10 protein-coding genes are annotated in these 16,011 nt (G+C 60.3%); 6 read left to right on the top strand and 4 right to left on the bottom strand.

The genetic code is table 11. The features are described 5' to 3' along the window. Nucleotides 1–67: 67 nt before the first annotated feature. The gene (locus FNT36_RS11040; protein WP_144847416.1) at nt 68–1,255 is read right to left on the bottom strand and encodes a serine hydrolase domain-containing protein; all 1,188 of its coding nucleotides are present in this window, start codon (nt 1,253–1,255) and stop codon (nt 68–70) included. Between the two features lie 133 nt (nt 1,256–1,388). Here FNT36_RS11040 and FNT36_RS11035 point away from each other — a divergent pair, with 133 nt between their 5' ends. The 6 genes from FNT36_RS11035 to FNT36_RS11010 all read left to right on the top strand — a co-directional run bounded on the left by FNT36_RS11035 (nt 1,389) and on the right by FNT36_RS11010 (nt 12,586). Continuing rightward, the gene (locus FNT36_RS11035) at nt 1,389–2,708 is read left to right on the top strand and encodes a gluconate:H+ symporter (RefSeq protein WP_144847414.1); all 1,320 of its coding nucleotides are present in this window, start codon (nt 1,389–1,391) and stop codon (nt 2,706–2,708) included. Between the two features lie 75 nt (nt 2,709–2,783). Next, a complete protein-coding gene (locus FNT36_RS11030; RefSeq protein ID WP_144847412.1) occupies nt 2,784–4,013 on the top strand; it encodes a helix-turn-helix domain-containing protein in 1,230 nt (409 codons plus the stop codon). A gap of 172 nt (nt 4,014–4,185) precedes the next feature. After that, nucleotides 4,186–5,301 carry an erythromycin esterase family protein gene (locus FNT36_RS11025; RefSeq protein WP_144847410.1) on the top strand — a complete coding sequence of 372 codons (1,116 nt, stop codon included), beginning with the start codon at nt 4,186–4,188 and terminating at the stop codon, nt 5,299–5,301. Between the two features lie 202 nt (nt 5,302–5,503). After that, nucleotides 5,504–7,675 carry a S9 family peptidase gene (locus tag FNT36_RS11020; protein ID WP_233635834.1) on the top strand — a complete coding sequence of 724 codons (2,172 nt, stop codon included), beginning with the start codon at nt 5,504–5,506 and terminating at the stop codon, nt 7,673–7,675. Between the two features lie 211 nt (nt 7,676–7,886). Continuing rightward, a complete protein-coding gene (locus FNT36_RS11015; RefSeq protein ID WP_144847408.1) occupies nt 7,887–8,777 on the top strand; it encodes an ABC transporter ATP-binding protein in 891 nt (296 codons plus the stop codon). Between the two features lie 104 nt (nt 8,778–8,881). Further along, entirely contained in the window at nt 8,882–12,586 is a 3,705-nt protein-coding gene (locus FNT36_RS11010) for an ABC transporter permease/M1 family aminopeptidase (protein WP_144847406.1), read from the top strand. Between the two features lie 208 nt (nt 12,587–12,794). On the opposite strand, the gene FNT36_RS11005 is transcribed toward FNT36_RS11010, so the two are convergent. The 3 genes from FNT36_RS11005 to FNT36_RS10995 form a co-directional block, all read right to left on the bottom strand. Next, a complete protein-coding gene (locus tag FNT36_RS11005) occupies nt 12,795–13,676 on the bottom strand; it encodes an SDR family oxidoreductase (RefSeq protein ID WP_144847404.1) in 882 nt (293 codons plus the stop codon). Nucleotides 13,677–13,773: 97 nt separating this feature from the next. Continuing rightward, on the bottom strand, nt 13,774–14,694 hold the full coding sequence (locus FNT36_RS11000; protein WP_144847402.1) for a helix-turn-helix domain-containing protein: 921 nt from the start codon (nt 14,692–14,694) through the stop codon (nt 13,774–13,776). A gap of 38 nt (nt 14,695–14,732) precedes the next feature. Then, entirely contained in the window at nt 14,733–15,659 is a 927-nt protein-coding gene (locus tag FNT36_RS10995; RefSeq protein ID WP_144847400.1) for an SMP-30/gluconolactonase/LRE family protein, read from the bottom strand. Nucleotides 15,660–16,011 lie beyond the last annotated feature (352 nt).

Genomic DNA, 16,011 nt, shown 5'->3' with positions numbered 1-16,011 from the left:
GCTGCAAGCACTACTGGCTCACCCCGGACGACTATCGCACCGAGCAAACCCTACGCGACAAGCTCGACTACCTCATGCCCAGAGTCGGAACTGAGTATACGGTTACTTTTAGCTGACCACTTAGCTCGTTAGGGCTGCCGTTGTGCCAGCGCCACACCAAGACCAGGTCGTGCTCGGGGTCTATCCAGATGGTATTTTGGCCCGCGCCTAGGGCGGCGTAGCTGGTGGCCGGGGCATCAGGCCACGCTTTCTGGGTAGTATTGAGCCACCACAGGTAGCCGTAGTCGGGGCCTACGGGGCCGGGCGTGGTGGCCTGCTTCACCCAGGCCGGCGACACTACCTGGCGCCGGTCCCAGCGGCCTTGGCGCAGTAGCAAGTAGCCAAACCGCGCCTCGTCGCGGGCACTGATAACCAGACCACCGCCCCAGCGCGTGCCGCCACTCATGGAGGGCATCTGCTTGCCGTTCACCGTGGCTACGGCGTTAGGGTACGGTATCCACTGCCAGGTAGTGGAGGCGCCAATGGGGTCCATTATTTCTTGTTTCAGCACGGTGGGCAGCGGGCGCTGCCATACACGCAAGAGCGACAGGGCCATGCGGTTAATGCGCACGTCGTTGTACTCGAAGTACGTGCCCGGCGCTTGCAGCACCCTCGGTTTGCGCTCGCCTTTGCCGAAGGCTTCGTGGCCGATGAAGTTGGCGTTTTTGCCCCACAGCTCGCCTTCCCACTCGCTGGTTTGGCGGGCGTGGTGCTCCCATGTAATGGGTTTGTTTTGGGTTGACTCGTAGCCGCCGTCGTGCACATAGCTGGCTACGGGGTCTTGGATGTTCTTAATGAGGCCGCGGTCTATGGATATACCTAGGATGGTGGACAAGAAGCTTTTGGCCACGCTATAAGTCGGGTCGGGGCGCTGGGTATCGCCCCACTCGGCCACTACGTAGCCGTGGCGCAGCAGCAGGCCGTTGGTAGCGGCGCGGCTGGTGGGCATGGGCCCCAGCAGTTTGCCAAAAATCTCCTCCTGGGTGGAGAAGTTGGGCGTCATCTGAGTGGTTTCCTGGGTTTGGGCGAAGGCTACGGCCGCCGCCAGCCGGGCCGAGTCGAAACCCGCCGCGCGCGGGGCTTGGTGCCGCCACTCAGTGCCCGCTGCGGGGAAGTAATCGGCCGGGCCGGCAGTTGCGCTGGTGGTGGGCGTGGCCGGACGGGTGCAGGCACCTAGGGCCGCTAAGGCGAACAGGAGGAGATTTTTGGTACGCATAGGCAGCCCAAATAAAGCAGAATCGCGGCATTAGGCACGCCGCTATCGCCTTAATTGCTACTGCTGCTAGCTTTATTTTGAGCCTTGGGTGGTAATCTTGGGGGCCCTCCTACCTAGCGGCCCGCTTCTGCTTATGACTTTGCTCGTTATTCTGCTCGCCGTACTGGCCCTCATTCTTCTCATTAGTTGGGGCAAGGTGAATGCCTTTCTAGCGTTTTTGCTGGTGACCATTCCGGCGGGGTTTGCGCTGGGGCTAGGCTCGAAGCAGGTGCTGGGCGCGGTGCAAAAGGGCCTCGGCGACACCCTAGGCTCGGTGGCGCTGGTGGTGGTGCTGGGGGCCATGCTGGGCAAGCTGGTGGCCGAGAGCGGCGCCGCCCAGCAGATTGCGGCGGCCCTCCTAGGTGACCGCGGCGCCAAAGGCATTCAGTGGACGCTGATGCTAACGGGCTTTATCATCGGCATTCCGCTGTTTTACAACGTGGGCTTTCTGCTGATAATGCCGCTGATTTTTTCGGTGGTGTACCAGTACAAGCTGCCGGCCGTGTACGTGGGCCTACCCATGCTGGCGGCGCTGTCGGTGCTGCACGGCTTCTTGCCGCCGCACCCCTCGCCCACGGCCATGGTCGTGCAGTTTCACGCCGACATGGGCCTCACGTTCTTGTACGGACTGCTGGTGGCAGTGCCGGCCATTGTGCTGGCGGGGCCGGTGTACACGCGCACGCTGCGGGGCATTGTGTCGGTGCCGCGGCCGGGGCTGGTAGCTGAGCCGCTGCCCGCCGAGGTGCTGCCGGGGCGTCCCAATAGCTTTTTGTCGTCGCTGCTGCCAGTGCTGGTACTAGCCGTGGTACTGGGCTTGCAGGCGGTGCTGCCCGCGGGCGGCCCCCTAGGTCCTACACTGGCCTTCCTCAGCGACCCTAGCGTGGTGATGCTGCTGTCGGTGGTAGTGGCCACGTTTAGCCTAGGTATGGGGCAGGGTCGGTCGGTGCCCAACGTCATGCAGACCTACGCCGCGGCCGTGAGCGATGTGGCCCCAATTCTGCTCATCATTGGCGGGGCGGGCGCCCTTAAGGAAGTGCTGGTGGCTAGCGGCGCCAGCCAACACCTAGCGGCGGGCTTGCAGGGCACGGGGCTGCCGCCGCTACTGCTGGGCTGGCTTATTGCGGGGTTCATTCGGGTGTGCCTAGGCTCATCTACGGTGGCGGGCCTCACGGCGGCGGGCGTGGTGCTGCCCACGCTGGCGCAGTCGCACGCCAATCCCAACCTGATGGTGCTGGCCATCGGAGCAGGCAGCCTCCTGTTTTCGCACTTCAACGACGGCGGGTTTTGGCTGTTTAAGGAATACTTCGGCCTCTCGGTGAAGGACACGCTTCGCTCGTGGTCGATGATGGAAACCATTGTGTCGGTAGTGGGCCTACTAGGCGTGCTGGCGCTTGATTGGGTGCTGCCGGCCTAGGGGCCGTGTTCGCGTACTTCCTGCCTTTGCGTTACTTTGCGCGGCTACTGGTAGCCAAGAAGTAATTGTGGGCTTATGGAGTTATATACCATTTTTTTGCAGCCTTTGGTGGGGCCCGGGCTTGCCCTCGGGCTGTTGCTGGTGGGCGGGTGGCGCCAACGCTCAGCAGCGGGCTTGGCACTGGCCCTAGGGCTGCTACTGCCTGCCTTTGTGGCGGCGCAGGGGCTGCTGAACCTAGCCAATTGGTGCAGCCAGCCGCTGACTGCGGCGGGGCCCACTCCACCAGTGCTGCCTTGGTATTGCGAGTTGCTGCTGGTGCCGGTTTGCTACCTCTACTTTCGGGTGCTGAGCCGAGCCCAGGCCGCGGGGCCGGTGGCGTGGCGGCACTTGCTGCCGGGTCTGGGGCAGTTGGGGTTGTTTGCCGGCGTAGCCATCCTCGGCCTAGGGGCGCAGCGGGGAGCGCTGGCCACTCATTTTGGCCCGCCGGGGGCGGCAGCCAGCTTGCTGGGACACGTGGTGGGGCCGCTCTCGCTCGTTTGCTACGTGCTGCTTTTTCTCTATGGCCTGCGCGCCCTCGACGACCACCAGCGCTACCACGCCAGTTGGCCGGCCGAAGGTGACTGGGAAGGCTTCGAGCGCCAGCGCTCGCTGCTCATCTTGCTGCTGCTGGGCTTCGGCCTGGGGCTAGGGTTTGTGGCGCTCAATGCCTGGTTTGGGCCGCTGGCGTATTCGGCCAGTTGGTATGGGTTTGCGGTGCGCGGCGGCCTTGTGTTTGGGCTGGCTGTGGTGGGCCTGCAAGCCACGTATGCACGGGTAGTCGGGCGGGCCCGCCAATACAGTCTGCCCGCTGGCTGGATGGTAGCTATGCCGCCCCTGGCTGCCAGTGGTGAGCTTCGCGTGCCTGTTCCGGCACCTGTTTTAGCCCCGGCCGAGTCCCTAGGTTCGGCTCCAGAGCCCACCCCGGACTTACTGCTGTGGCGCGACCGGCTATTGCAGCTCATGGACCAGGCGCAACCCTGGCGCGAGCCTGACCTCACGCTGCCCGAGCTGGCGCAGCGGCTCCAGTTGCACCCGGCTTTTTTGTCTAAAGTCATTAATGCGGGCTGCGGGCAGAACTTCAACGATTTCGTGAATACCTACCGCACGCAGGAGGCCCAGCACAAACTAGCCGACCCGCGCTTTGCGCATTACTCCGTGCTGGGGGTGGCCCTAGAAAGCGGTTTCAACTCAAAATCAACCTTTAACCGTGTTTTCAAGAAGCTGACCGGCCAGGCACCCAGCGATATAGCCCGGCCCAAATTATAAAGTGGGACGGGTCAGTTTGGCATTGTGGTGCGCTGGCCCCCGGGCCTAGGGGGAGTTTTGCCGCCATGAAACGACTCGTGCTTGGCTGCCTATTGAGCAGCTGCGGGCTGCCCGCCTTGGCGCAGCCCACTCCCCTGGCCTGGATTAATGCCCAGCCCAGCCGCTCCGTCCAGTGGCCGAAGCCAACGCTAAAGACAACGACCGAGACCTAGCCTTTTTGGCCCGCACGCTGCGGGGCACCACGCTCTGCGGGCTCGGCGAGGCCTCGCACGGCACCCACGAATTTTACCTGGCCAAGCTTCGGCTAGTGCATTATTTGGTTATGCACCTGCACTACCGGCACCTAGGGCTGGAGTACGAGGCCGGGGCAATCGAGCAACTGAACGCCTATGTGCAAACGGGGCAGGGCGATGCGCGCGCCCTGCTGCGGCCGCTGCACCTCTACGCCACTGACGAGCTATACCAACTGGTGCAATGGGTGGCCGCCTACAACCAAACTCAGGCCCCCAATAATCGCGTGACCTTGTTTGGCTTCGATACCAACTACACGCCCGCCTACCAAGCCGCTGCCGCGGCTACCTGCCTGGCCTACGTGCAGCAGCACCCCACGCAAGTGCCCGCCGCCACTGCCGCCGAGCCCGTGCTCATCAAAATTAAGACCTCGTCCACCAGCGCTTTATTTGAGCTGGCCGATGCTGAGGTAGCGGCTTTGCGCCAAGCCACGGCCGCCGTGCAGGCTATGCCTAGCGGCGGCTCTGATGCGGCTTTTCAGCGCTTTGCGCAGCAGCTGGCTCTGCTCGATGAAGGCACTCGACTAGGCGACCCCTTGGCCCGCGACCCGTTTATGGCCGATAATATCGTGGCTTACCAACGCCTGCACCCTGGCAAAACCATGCTGTGGGGCCACAACGTGCACCTGGCCAAGGACACGACCCTGACAAATTACGGCGGCACGGGCTACTACCTGCGGCGGCATTACGGCGCGGGCTACTACGCCCTAGGTTTCGATACGTACCAGGGCCAGGTTAATGTGCTGGCCAAGGGTGAGTTTGCCACGGAGTCGTTTAGGGCGCAGCCCACGTCCTTTTCGGCCCTGCTGGCGCAGGCCAAGTATCCGGTTTTCTTTCTGGCCTTGTCGGCTACTTCGCCTTTGGGCACGGGCAACCGGTTGATTACCCACATCAATTCTAACTGGTCGAAGCAGCGCGAACTGCCCATGCGGCCGGGCGTTGATTTTGATGGCTTAGTATTCGTGCGTCAGACCACTGCTTCTGTTCCGTTGAAATAGTAAGCTCACGCTTTCGAAACCTAGCCGCTAAGCTTCCCTTCGCCCTTACCTCCGCCCCAGTAACGACCTAGGACGCACGCAACGACGGCCGGGCTACCGCGTCTCTAGCTAGGCTGAGGCCCGGCCCGCACCACCTGCTGCCAGCGAGTAGTTCACCAGCGCCGGGGTAATTTCAGCCCACCAACCTCTTTCTCTTCCCTACATGAACCTACCCGCAGGGCGCCGCATGGGCGCCGCCGTGGCTTTTTTGCTCACCCTAGGTAGCGCCGCGCAGGCGCAGGTGGGCCCCGGCACCCAATGGACTAAGGATGGCTACGGCTATTTCCAAGTCCGGCAAGACGAAATAGTGGAGCTCGACGCCCGCCAGGCCAGCAAGACGCGCACGGTGCTCAGCAAGCAGCAGCTCACGCCCCAAGGCCAGACGGAGCCGCTGCGCGTGCGCCGCTTTGCACTCTCCGATGATGGCAAGCTGATGCTGCTCAACACCAATACTAAAAAGGTGTGGCGCTACGACACCCGCGGCGACTACTGGGTGTATAACATCGCCGCAAACAAGCTGACCCAGCTCGGCAAAGGCCAGCCCGAGTCGTCGCTGATGTTTGCCAAGTTCTCGCCCGATGGCAGCAAGGTGGCCTACGTGAGCGGCCACAACCTGTACGTCGAAAACCTGGCCGACAACCGCATCACGCAGCTGACGAGCGACGGCACCGACAAGCTCATCAACGGCACCTTCGACTGGGTGTATGAGGAAGAACTCGACTGCCGCGACGGCTTCCGGTGGAGCCCCGACGGGCAACGCCTGGCTTACTGGCAGCTCGACGCCCAGAAGACGCCCAACTACCTGATGCTGAATACCACGGAGAAGCTCTACCCCTTCACCGTGCCCGTCGAGTACCCAGTGGTGGGCGAAGACCCTAGCCGCTGCCGCGTAGGCGTGGTGGCCGTAGGCGGCGGCGAAACCAAGTGGATGGATGTGCCCGGCGACGCCGTGCAGCACTACATCCCGCGCATGGAGTGGGCCGACGCCAACACGTTGATTTTACAGCAATTAAACCGCCGCCAAAACGAAAGCAAGCTCATGCTGTGCACCGCCGCCACCGGCGCAGCCAAGCCCATCTACAGCGAAACCGACAAAGCGTGGATTGACGCCAAAGAGGGCGCCGTGGGCTGGAACTGGATAAACAAGGGCCAAAGCTTTGTGTGGAGCAGCGAGAAGGACGGCTGGCGCCACCTCTACACCGTGGACCGCAACGGCAAGGACAAGCTGCTGACGCCCGGCAACTTCGACGTTATCAGCATCGAAAATATTGACGAGGCCGGGGGCAAAATCTACTTCATGGCCTCGCCCACTAACGCCACCCAGCGCTACCTCTACCAGGTGCCCCTGAAGGGCGGCAAAGCTACCCGCGTGACGCCCGAAAACCTGGCCGGCTCCAATGGCTACGACATCTCGCCCAACGGTAAAATCGCGCTGCACAATTACTCCAGCGCGTCTAGCTTCCCCATAAGCGACGTGGTGAGCCTGCCCGCCCACCAGCGCCTGAGCGGTGGCGAGGTGCCCGAGCAAGCCAAGAAAATCAAGCTGCCCAAAACGGAGTTTTTCCAGGTAAAAACCGCCGATGGCGTGACCCTCGACGGCTGGATGGTGAAACCCACCAACTTCGACCCCGCCAAGAAATACCCCATCGTATTTATGGTGTACGGCGAGCCCGCCAGCCAAACGGTGGTTGACCGCTTTGGCGTCAGCAGCAACCGCCTCTACCAAGGCAACATGGCCGATGATGGCTACATCTACGCCTCGCTCGAAAATCGGGGCGCGCCGGCACCTAGGGGCCGCGAATTCCGCAAGGCCATCTACCACAACATCGGCAAGCTCAACATCCGCGACCAAGCCATGGGCGCCACGGAAGTGCTCAAAAACAAGTGGGTCGATACCAGCCGCGTGGCCGTGTGGGGCTGGAGCGGCGGCGGCTCTAGCACGCTCAGCCTGCTAATGCAGTACCCTCAGATTTATAAAACCGGTATCAGCATCGCGGCTGTGGACAACCAGCTCAACTACGATAATATCTACCAAGAGCGCTACATGGGCCTGCTGCCCGAAGACCTGCACTACTTCGTGGATAACTCGCCGCTGGCCCACGCCAAAAACCTGCGTGGCAACCTGCTGCTCATCCACGGCACCGGCGACGACAATGTGCACTACAACAACGCCGAGCAGATGATAAACGAGCTAGTGAAAAACGGCAAAACCTTCCAGATGATGGCCTACCCCAACCGCACCCACGGCATCTCGGAGGGCGAGGGCACCAGCCGGCACCTGGCTGCCACCTACACCAAGTTTTTGAAAGAAAACTGCCCTCCCGGCGGGCGCTAGGCCACAGGCGTAGCGCAGGCCTTCTAGGTGGCGTTTTTCGCATTCCAAATACAAAAGGGCCGCCCTACCGGGGCGGCCCTTTTGCGTTCAGGCCCAGCCCTTTCGGGTTCACTAGCCTAGACCGTAAATAACCTCATAAATATTCATAAAATATTATACTAAATTTAATGATTTTACATACATTTGGCGCCGGACCTAACTACCTAGTGCTATGGAGCTTCGCATACATAATCTTTCCAAAACCTACGCCAACGGTGTGCGCGCCCTGAATGGCGTGAGCTTGACGATTCCGAACGGCATGTTTGGCCTGCTCGGGCCCAATGGGGCAGGCAAAAGCAGTCTTATGCGCACCATTGCCACGCTGCAAGAGCCGGATGCGGGCACCATTACCCTAGGTAATATCGACGTGCTGACTGAGAAGGACGCCGTGCGCCAGGTGCTGGGCTATTTGCCGCAAGAGTTTGGGTTGTATCCCAGCATTTCGGCCGAGGTGCTGCTCGACCATTTCGCCAGCCTCAAAGGCATCCGCGACGGGCACGAACGCAAGCTGGCGGTGGAGGCGCTTTTGCAGCAAACCAACCTGTGGGCCGCCCGCAAGAAGAACCTAGGTGGCTACTCGGGCGGCATGCGCCAGCGCTTCGGTATCGCGGTGGCGCTCCTAGGTTCGCCGCAGCTCATCATCGTGGACGAGCCCACCGCCGGCCTCGACCCCACCGAGCGCAACCGCTTCCTGGATTTGCTATCTGAAATTGGCGAAAACGTGGTGGTTATCCTCTCCACGCACATCGTGGAAGACGTAACTGAGCTGTGTTCCAACATGGCCATCATCGCGGGCGGCGAGGTAGTGGCCACCGGCCAGCCAGCCGATGTTATCGGCGAGCTGCGCGGTAAGGTCTACCGCACCAAAACGGAGAAGGCCGCTTTAGCCCAGCTCAAAAGCGAGTACGAAGTCATTTCGTCGAAGCTAGTGGGCGGGCAGCCAGTGGTGCGCGTGTTCAGCGAAACGCCCATTAACCGCATTTTCCAGCCCGCCGAAGCCACGCTGGAAGACGTGTATTTCCACCGCCTATCGCGGCGCCAAAAGCCGGTTGTGACTGCTTAACGTCCGGCCACGCCCGTCATGCAGAGCGCAGCGAAGCATCTCGCGTGGTGCAGTAAACCCTTACACTAGTAACGAAGTGAGCGAGATGCTTCGCTGCGCTCTGCATGACAACCGTTAACCATCAACTCACCATGTTCCGCGACGTTTTCCTCTTCGAGCTGCGCTACCGGTTTCGGCAGCCGAGCACCTACATCTACTTCGGTATTCTGTTCGCGATAGGCTTCATTTTCCTGGCCGTGGAGGAGACGTTTTTTGGGCCGAGCACGGGCGGCAAGGTCTTCAAGAACGCACCCGATACGCTAGCCAATTTTCACCTAGGTGGGTCGATGCTGGCTATGTTTATTACGGCGGCGATTGTGGGCACGCCCATTTACCGCGATGATAAAGAAGGCATTACGGGTTTACTCTATACCACGCCGCTGCACAAACCGGCGTACCTAGGTGGACGGTTTTTGGCCTCGCTGCTAGTGATATGGTTTATCATGTGCGGCACTTCGCTGGGCGCAATGGTGGGCTCTATGATGCCCTGGCTGAACCCAGCCAAGTACGGTCCGTTTCGGCTAGATGCCTACCTAGGGCCGCTGCTGGGCGGGTCGTTTGTGAATGCATTTTTTGCGGGCTGCGTCTTCTTTTCGGCGTATTTGCTCACGCGCTCGTCGCTGGTTATCTACCTCGGGGGCATTGTGTTATTTCTACTTTACAACATCGCGGGCGTCGTCACGACCAATCTCAGCAACGAGCACCTGGCGGGCTTGCTCGACCCGTTTGGGCTCGACACGCGCACAGTCGTCACCAAGTACTGGACTATCGCGGAGCGCAATACCAAGCTCCTGCCCTTTGGCAGCGGCGACATGCTCGAAAACCGCTTGCTGTGGGCAGGCATTGGGCTGTTGCTCCTAGGTATCAGCTACGCTAGCTTTCGGATGGGCGCGCCGCGCAGCAGCGGCCGGCCCGCCGCGCTCGAGGCCGCCCCGACGCCCGTGCCAGGGGCAGGTATCCGGCGCTCGCCGGTGGTGTTTGGGGCGGGCACGGGGCTGTGGCAGCTACGGCAGCTGACGTGGGTGCAGTTTCTGAATGTGGTACGGGCGTGGTCGTTTCGGGCGCTGGTATTTTTTGGGGTCGTGAACGTGCTGTTTTCAGCCTACTACCGCTACACCGGCGACCGCGTGCAGATGCCCGTCACCTACGAAATACTGAGCTTGATTAACAACGGCTTCGGGCTGTTCTTCCTCATTATCATCACCGTATATTCGGGCGAGCTGGTGTGGCGCGAGCGCGAAACCAAATTGCAGCTCGTGTTCGACGCGCTACCAATGCCCAACTGGGTGCCGTTCATCAGCAAATTGCTGGCGCTGGTGGGCACGCAGGTGGTGCTGTACTCGGCGCTGGTACTGGTGGGCGTAGGCGTGCAGCTGTTCCGGGGCTACCACGGCCTAGAGCCGGATTTGTACGCCAAGGACTTCTTGTTGCAGCTGGTTAACATCATCTTGCTCTGCATCTTGTCGATGGCCGTGCAAGCCATTGTCAACAATAAGTACGTGGGCTACACGGTGATGATACTCTTCTACGTGGTCGTGTTCATCGCGCCCGACGCCCTAGGGGTGCACCACGTGCTGCTGAAGTACGACGGCACCATCCCGTACACCTACTCCGACATGAATGGTTACGGGCACTTCGTGGCGCCGCTGCTGTGGGTGAACCTGTATTATATGGCCGCGGCGCTGCTGCTGGCCGTGCTCACCAACCTGCTGTGGGTGCGCGGCGCCGAAACCAGCGCGCGGCAGCGTGGGCGCTTATTTGGGCAGCGCTTTGGCGGTGGGGCGCGATTGGCGCTGGCAGGTGCCGTGGTGGCAGTGCTAGGGCTAGGCGGCTATGTATACTACAACACCAATGTTGAAAACCAGTATTTTGCGCCCAAAGGCCTTGAGGCCCGCTCGGCTCGCACCGAGCGCCTTTACAAACGCTATGAGCACCTAGGGCAACCCAAAATCATTGCCACCAAGCTGGCGGTAGACCTCTACCCCACCGCCAGTCCGCGCCGCTACCAGATGGCCGGCACGCTGATGCTGCTCAACCAGGAAAGCCGCCCGCTCGACACGCTGTTTGTCAACTACGACCCTAGCCGCGCCGTGCAAACCACCCTCACGCCCGGCCGCCCGGCCACCGTGCTGCTCGACGACCCCGAGGCCGGCGTGCGCCTCTACCGCCTAGGGCAGCCCCTGGCGCCCGGCGATTCGCTGCCGCTGGTCGTGCAGGTGCGCTACGCGGCGCGGGGCTTCACCTCGCGCTCCCAAGACCAAAGCGTATTTAGCTGGGCCACCATCCCGCCCGAAGACCGGCTTACGGCTAATGGCACCTTCCTCGACGGCACCGGCGTGCGCATCGGCTACCAGCCCGATGGCGAGCTGGAGGAAGACGACATTCGCCAGCGCAACGACCTGAAGCCTAAAGAGCGCGCCCCGCGCCTCAACGACCCGAGCGGGTTGATGACATGCGCCTTCACTCGCGATGCCGACTACATCCGCTTTGAAACCACCGTGAGCACCGACGCCGACCAGACGGCCATCGCGCCCGGCTACTTGCAGAAGGAATGGACCACCAACGGCCGGCACTACTTCCACTACCGCATGGATGCGCCGATGATGAACTTCTACTCCATCCAGAGCGCCCGCTACGCCGTGCGCCGCGACCAGTGGCGCGACCCCAATACCGGGCAGGCAGTGGCTATCGAAATCTACTATCACCCCACGCACGCCTACAACGTGCCGCGCATGACTGATGCTCTCAAAAAAGGCCTCACCTACTATACTAAAGCCTTCGGTCCCTACCAGTTCCGGCAGGTGCGCATCCAAGAGTTTCCGCGCTACAAGAGCTTTGCCCAGAGTTTCCCGAATACTATTCCAACCTCGGAAGGCGCGGGCTTTATCTCTGACCTGCGCGACCCCGAGCGGCCCGATGGCGTGTTTTTCATCACCAACCACGAGCTAGGGCACCAGTGGTGGGGCCACCAAGTGGTGGGGGGCCAGGTGCAGGGCTCGTCCATGCTCAGCGAGTCGCTGGCCGAGTACTCGTCTTTGATGACGTGCAAGCACGAATTTAGCGGCCCGCTGATGCAAAAGCGAATGCGCGACGAGCTTGACCAATACCTGCGCGGCCGTCGTGGCGAGCGCAAAAAAGAGCTGCCGCTGATGCTGGTCGAAAACCAGCCCTACATCCACTATAACAAGGGCGGCATGGTGTTTTTTGCCTTGCAAGACTACATCGGCGAGGAGAAGTTGAACGGGGCCATCAAGGCGTTCCTGGATAAAACCCGCTACCAGACCCGGCCCTATACTAACACCGCCGAGTTTGTCAGCTATCTCAAAAAAGCCACGCCCGACTCGCTGCAATACGTGGTGCACGACATGTTCGAGACCATCACGCTCTTCGAAAACCAGCTAGACGAAGCCACCTACACCAAGCGCCCCGATGGCAAATACAACGTGCGCCTCACCCTGCGCGCCGCCAAAATGCGCGCTGACAGCCTAGGTAACGAAACACCCATCAAGTTGGCCGACTATGTGGACATCGGCATTTTCGGCCCCGACCAAGCCAAGAAAACTGAAGACTACGACGCCAGCGGCAAGCCGCTATTATTCAAAAAGGTAAAACTCACGCAGCCCCAAACGGTGCTCACCTTCGTGGTGGATGGCAAGCCAGCTAAGGCTGGTATTGACCCCTACCACAAGCTCATCGACCGCCACTATATGGACAATGTGAAAGCCGTGGCGGCGGGAGAAACGAAGGGCACGGTGGTAGCGCAGCGATGAGGTACGGCATCAGTATAGAAAGCCTGTTTTTCTGTTACTGAATTCAAAAAGCGCGTGTCATGCTGAGCTTGCGAAGCATCTTATCACGGCTGAAACGCCCTGGTGTAACAAGATGCTTCGCAAGCTCAGCATGACACGCGCTTTTTAGGTTTTATTTAATGGGCAAGCGACCTCAGTAGTGCGCCCCACATTGAGCGAACCCGCTCACCTACCCCGCGAAATAATCACCCTGTGCCATGTCATCCAGCAGCCCTAGGTGCGTGGGCTGCCAGCCCAGCCGCTGCTGCGTAAGTGCGCTCGACGCCGCCATATCCAGACCCGCAAAGCGGGCCATCCAGCTGAAATGCTCGGCGGCTTCCTCTGCTGATTTTGATACGACCGGCACGTTTAGGTGGCGGCCGATTACGGTGGCTAGGTCGCGGAAGGCGATGCCTTCGTCACCCACGCCATGGTAGCGAGCGCCAGCCTCGCCCTGCTCCGCAGCCAGCCGAAACAGACGAGCGGCATCGAGCCGGTGCACCGCCGGCCAGCGGTTCAGGCCCTCGCCTAAGTAGGCGGCTTCACCCTTTTGGCGAGCCAAGCCGATGAGGTAGGGTACAAAGCCGTGGTCACCTGCATCGTGCACCGACGCAGATAAACGCACTACCATAGCCCGCACGCCTTGCGGCACCAATGCCAGCGCCGCCGACTCCGAGGTGCGCACGGCAACAGCAGGCATTTCCTCTTCCGTAGCAAGGCGGCCAGAGGCAAACCCTGCAAAGCCCGACGTCACAACTAGCGGCCGGTCAGAGCCAGCTAACACGCTCCCCATTGCCCCAATGGCACTAGTCTCGGTGGCCGCGGCCGCCTCGTACTGCGAGAAGTCGTGGTTATAAGCTAAGTGGATAACGCCATCGGCGGCCGCCGCGCCGCGCTTGAGGCTATCGAGGTCGGTGAGGTCGCCTCGATGCACCTCGGCGCCGGCCGCCGTGAGGGCTTGCGCTGCGGCATCTGTGCGGGCTAGGCCGAGCACTTGGTGGCCGGCTTGCTGTAATTCTTGCACCACGGCCGAGCCCACAAAACCCGACGCACCCGTTACAAAGACTTTCATAAAATGGTCTGTTTAGCGTAGCGGAATAACTACAGCACAAAGGTCCGGCAACGACCTAGGGGCCGTGTTGCGCGGCCCAAACCATCTACGGTAAAAATCAAACAACCACGGGTGCTCGGTAGTCGCCAGGGGCTAGGCCGGTTTGGCGCTTGAAAAAGTGGCAAAAGTGAGCGGTATCAGTGAAGCCTAAGCTGTCGGCAATTTCGGCCACGGTCCAACTCGATTGCTTCAGCAACTGCCGTGCTTCCTGCGCCACGCGGTCGGCGAGCAGAGCGGTGGTGGTGTGGCCCGTGGCTTCCTTCAGTACCCGGTTGAGGTGGTTAACATGTACGGCCAGCGCATCGGCGTAGTCGCGGGCGGTGCGCAGCGCCAGCTGCTGCCGCGGGGCCGCTAATGGAAACTGCCGCTCTAGCAACTCAGCAAACTGCGCGGCTAACCGGCCGGCCGCCGTGGGGGCTTGTATAAGCACGAGGTCGGGTCGCAGCTTTTGGCCGTAGTAGATGAGCTCTAGTAGATATGCACGCAGCAACTCTTGGCTGTAAGCATAGCCAGAGCCACTTTCTTGCAGCATTTTCTCGAAAATGACGGCTAGGGTGGCGTACTCGGCTTCGCTCACAGTTAGCACTGGGCAGGCGCCCTGCCCGAATATCGGCAGTTCGTCCAGCACAATGCCGCCTTTCACGGGCAGCAAAAATTCGTCGGTGAACAGGCATACGTAGCCCGTTTGGTTGGCATCGTGGGGGTGCCAGCGGTAGGGCACCCGCGAGGTGACGAACCACAGCCCTAGGTCTTCTACTTCGACCTCGCGGTCGGCGTACTCTATCCGGCTACGCCCCCGTATCAAACTGATTTTATAAAACGGCCGCCGGTCGAAATTCATCGCCGGGCGGTCTTCCCGATTTACCATCAGGTCGGCCACGTTTACTACTTTAAACTGCCCGGCCGTGCGCGGCCGCCCAGGCAACCCAGCACCAGGGCTAACCTTATGGTAAAACTCTTCGAAAGGATTGGTAGACATGCAAGGCGGCTGTATAAATCAAAGGTAAGACGCCGCGTTTATTGCCCGCCCTTCACACTCATAGGCAGCACGTATACCGCCTCCGAGGCCGTGATAAACAGTGTCTTTCGGTCTTTGCCGCCGAAGCATACGTTGGCGGTCCAATCGCCGGGCACGTCGATGTGCGCCACTTGCTGGCCAGCGGGGCTATACACGGTCACGCCTTTGCCGGTGAGGTACACGTTGCCGCGCTCGTCGAGGGTCATGCCATCCGAACCTTGGCTGACGAATAGCTGCTTATTGGTGAGTGTGCCACCCGGCCCTACCTGGTAGCGATACGTTTTATTACCCCCGATATCGGCTACGTAGAGCGTGCGGCCATCATGCGTGCCAATGATGCCATTGGGCTGCTTGAGCTGCGTTTCGACGGTAGTGGGCTGCTTCTGGCCGGGCCCTAGGTAGTATACGTACTGGCCGGGCAGTTCCGACGCGGTACGGGTCCAGTAGTCACGCTGGTAGTAAGGGTCCGTGAAAAACAGCCCGCCCTTGGGGTCTGCCCACACATCGTTGGGGCCATTGAAGTGGCGGCCACCTAGCTGGTCGAGCAGCACCGTGACCTTGCCGCTGGAACTGATAGACCAGAGTTGATTTTTCTCGTCGGCGCAGACAATGAGGTTGCCCTTTTGGTCGAAGTACATCCCGTTGGCCCGCCCGGCGGGGCTCAGAAATACCGACAGCTTGCCGTCGGTGCTGTACTTCCAGATTTTGTTGTTGGGCTGGTCGGTAAAAAACACGTTGCCCGCTCGGTCCACAGCTGGCCCCTCCGTGAACTTAAACTGCTTGGATACTAGCTGCGGCGTGGCCGAGCTGGCAAACAAATGGCTCGTGCCAGCCGGAGCCTGCCCTAGGGCTACTTCATTTAGTCCTATCAAGCTCACTACGCCTACCAGCGCCCAGCCCCGCGGCCACCATTGCCCAACTACCATATAAAAGGGAGTAAAAAAAGAAAGGTGCAGTATACGGCTACCAACTGGAAACAGCCTAGCACTCCTACTCTATCAATGCAATAGAGCTATTTGACTTAATTGCACTTTATCAATAAATGCTAGAGCTCATTATCTACACCATTTCTTCATAAAAAGAGGCCTAAAAATATTTTACAGGCTCTCAAAAAATATGTTTCTGAAACTAAAAACATATATACAACAGCAGCTACATTAAGCCTTTTTACAAAGCAAAAAGGTTTTGGCAATTCGCTATCATTTTTTATGCCTGGCTTGCAAACAGCAAATATATTCTTAGTTAACAACTTGAAAATCCTGATTCTATTGTAGGCAG

Source organism: Hymenobacter setariae (genome assembly GCF_007713685.1).
Taxonomy (GTDB): domain Bacteria; phylum Bacteroidota; class Bacteroidia; order Cytophagales; family Hymenobacteraceae; genus Hymenobacter; species Hymenobacter setariae.
This window is presented reverse-complemented; position numbering and strand designations above follow the sequence as displayed.

Coding starts and splice junctions, on each gene's coding strand:
- FNT36_RS11035 (WP_144847414.1), top strand. CDS start 1,389: ATGACTTTGCTCGTTATTCTGCTCGCCGTACTGGCCCTCATTCTTCTC.
- FNT36_RS11000 (WP_144847402.1), bottom strand. CDS start 14,694: ATGTCTACCAATCCTTTCGAAGAGTTTTACCATAAGGTTAGCCCTGGT.
- FNT36_RS11005 (WP_144847404.1), bottom strand. CDS start 13,676: ATGAAAGTCTTTGTAACGGGTGCGTCGGGTTTTGTGGGCTCGGCCGTG.
- FNT36_RS11010 (WP_144847406.1), top strand. CDS start 8,882: ATGACAACCGTTAACCATCAACTCACCATGTTCCGCGACGTTTTCCTC.
- FNT36_RS10995 (WP_144847400.1), bottom strand. CDS start 15,659: ATGGTAGTTGGGCAATGGTGGCCGCGGGGCTGGGCGCTGGTAGGCGTA.
- FNT36_RS11015 (WP_144847408.1), top strand. CDS start 7,887: ATGGAGCTTCGCATACATAATCTTTCCAAAACCTACGCCAACGGTGTG.
- FNT36_RS11020 (WP_233635834.1), top strand. CDS start 5,504: ATGAACCTACCCGCAGGGCGCCGCATGGGCGCCGCCGTGGCTTTTTTG.
- FNT36_RS11040 (WP_144847416.1), bottom strand. CDS start 1,255: ATGCGTACCAAAAATCTCCTCCTGTTCGCCTTAGCGGCCCTAGGTGCC.
- FNT36_RS11030 (WP_144847412.1), top strand. CDS start 2,784: ATGGAGTTATATACCATTTTTTTGCAGCCTTTGGTGGGGCCCGGGCTT.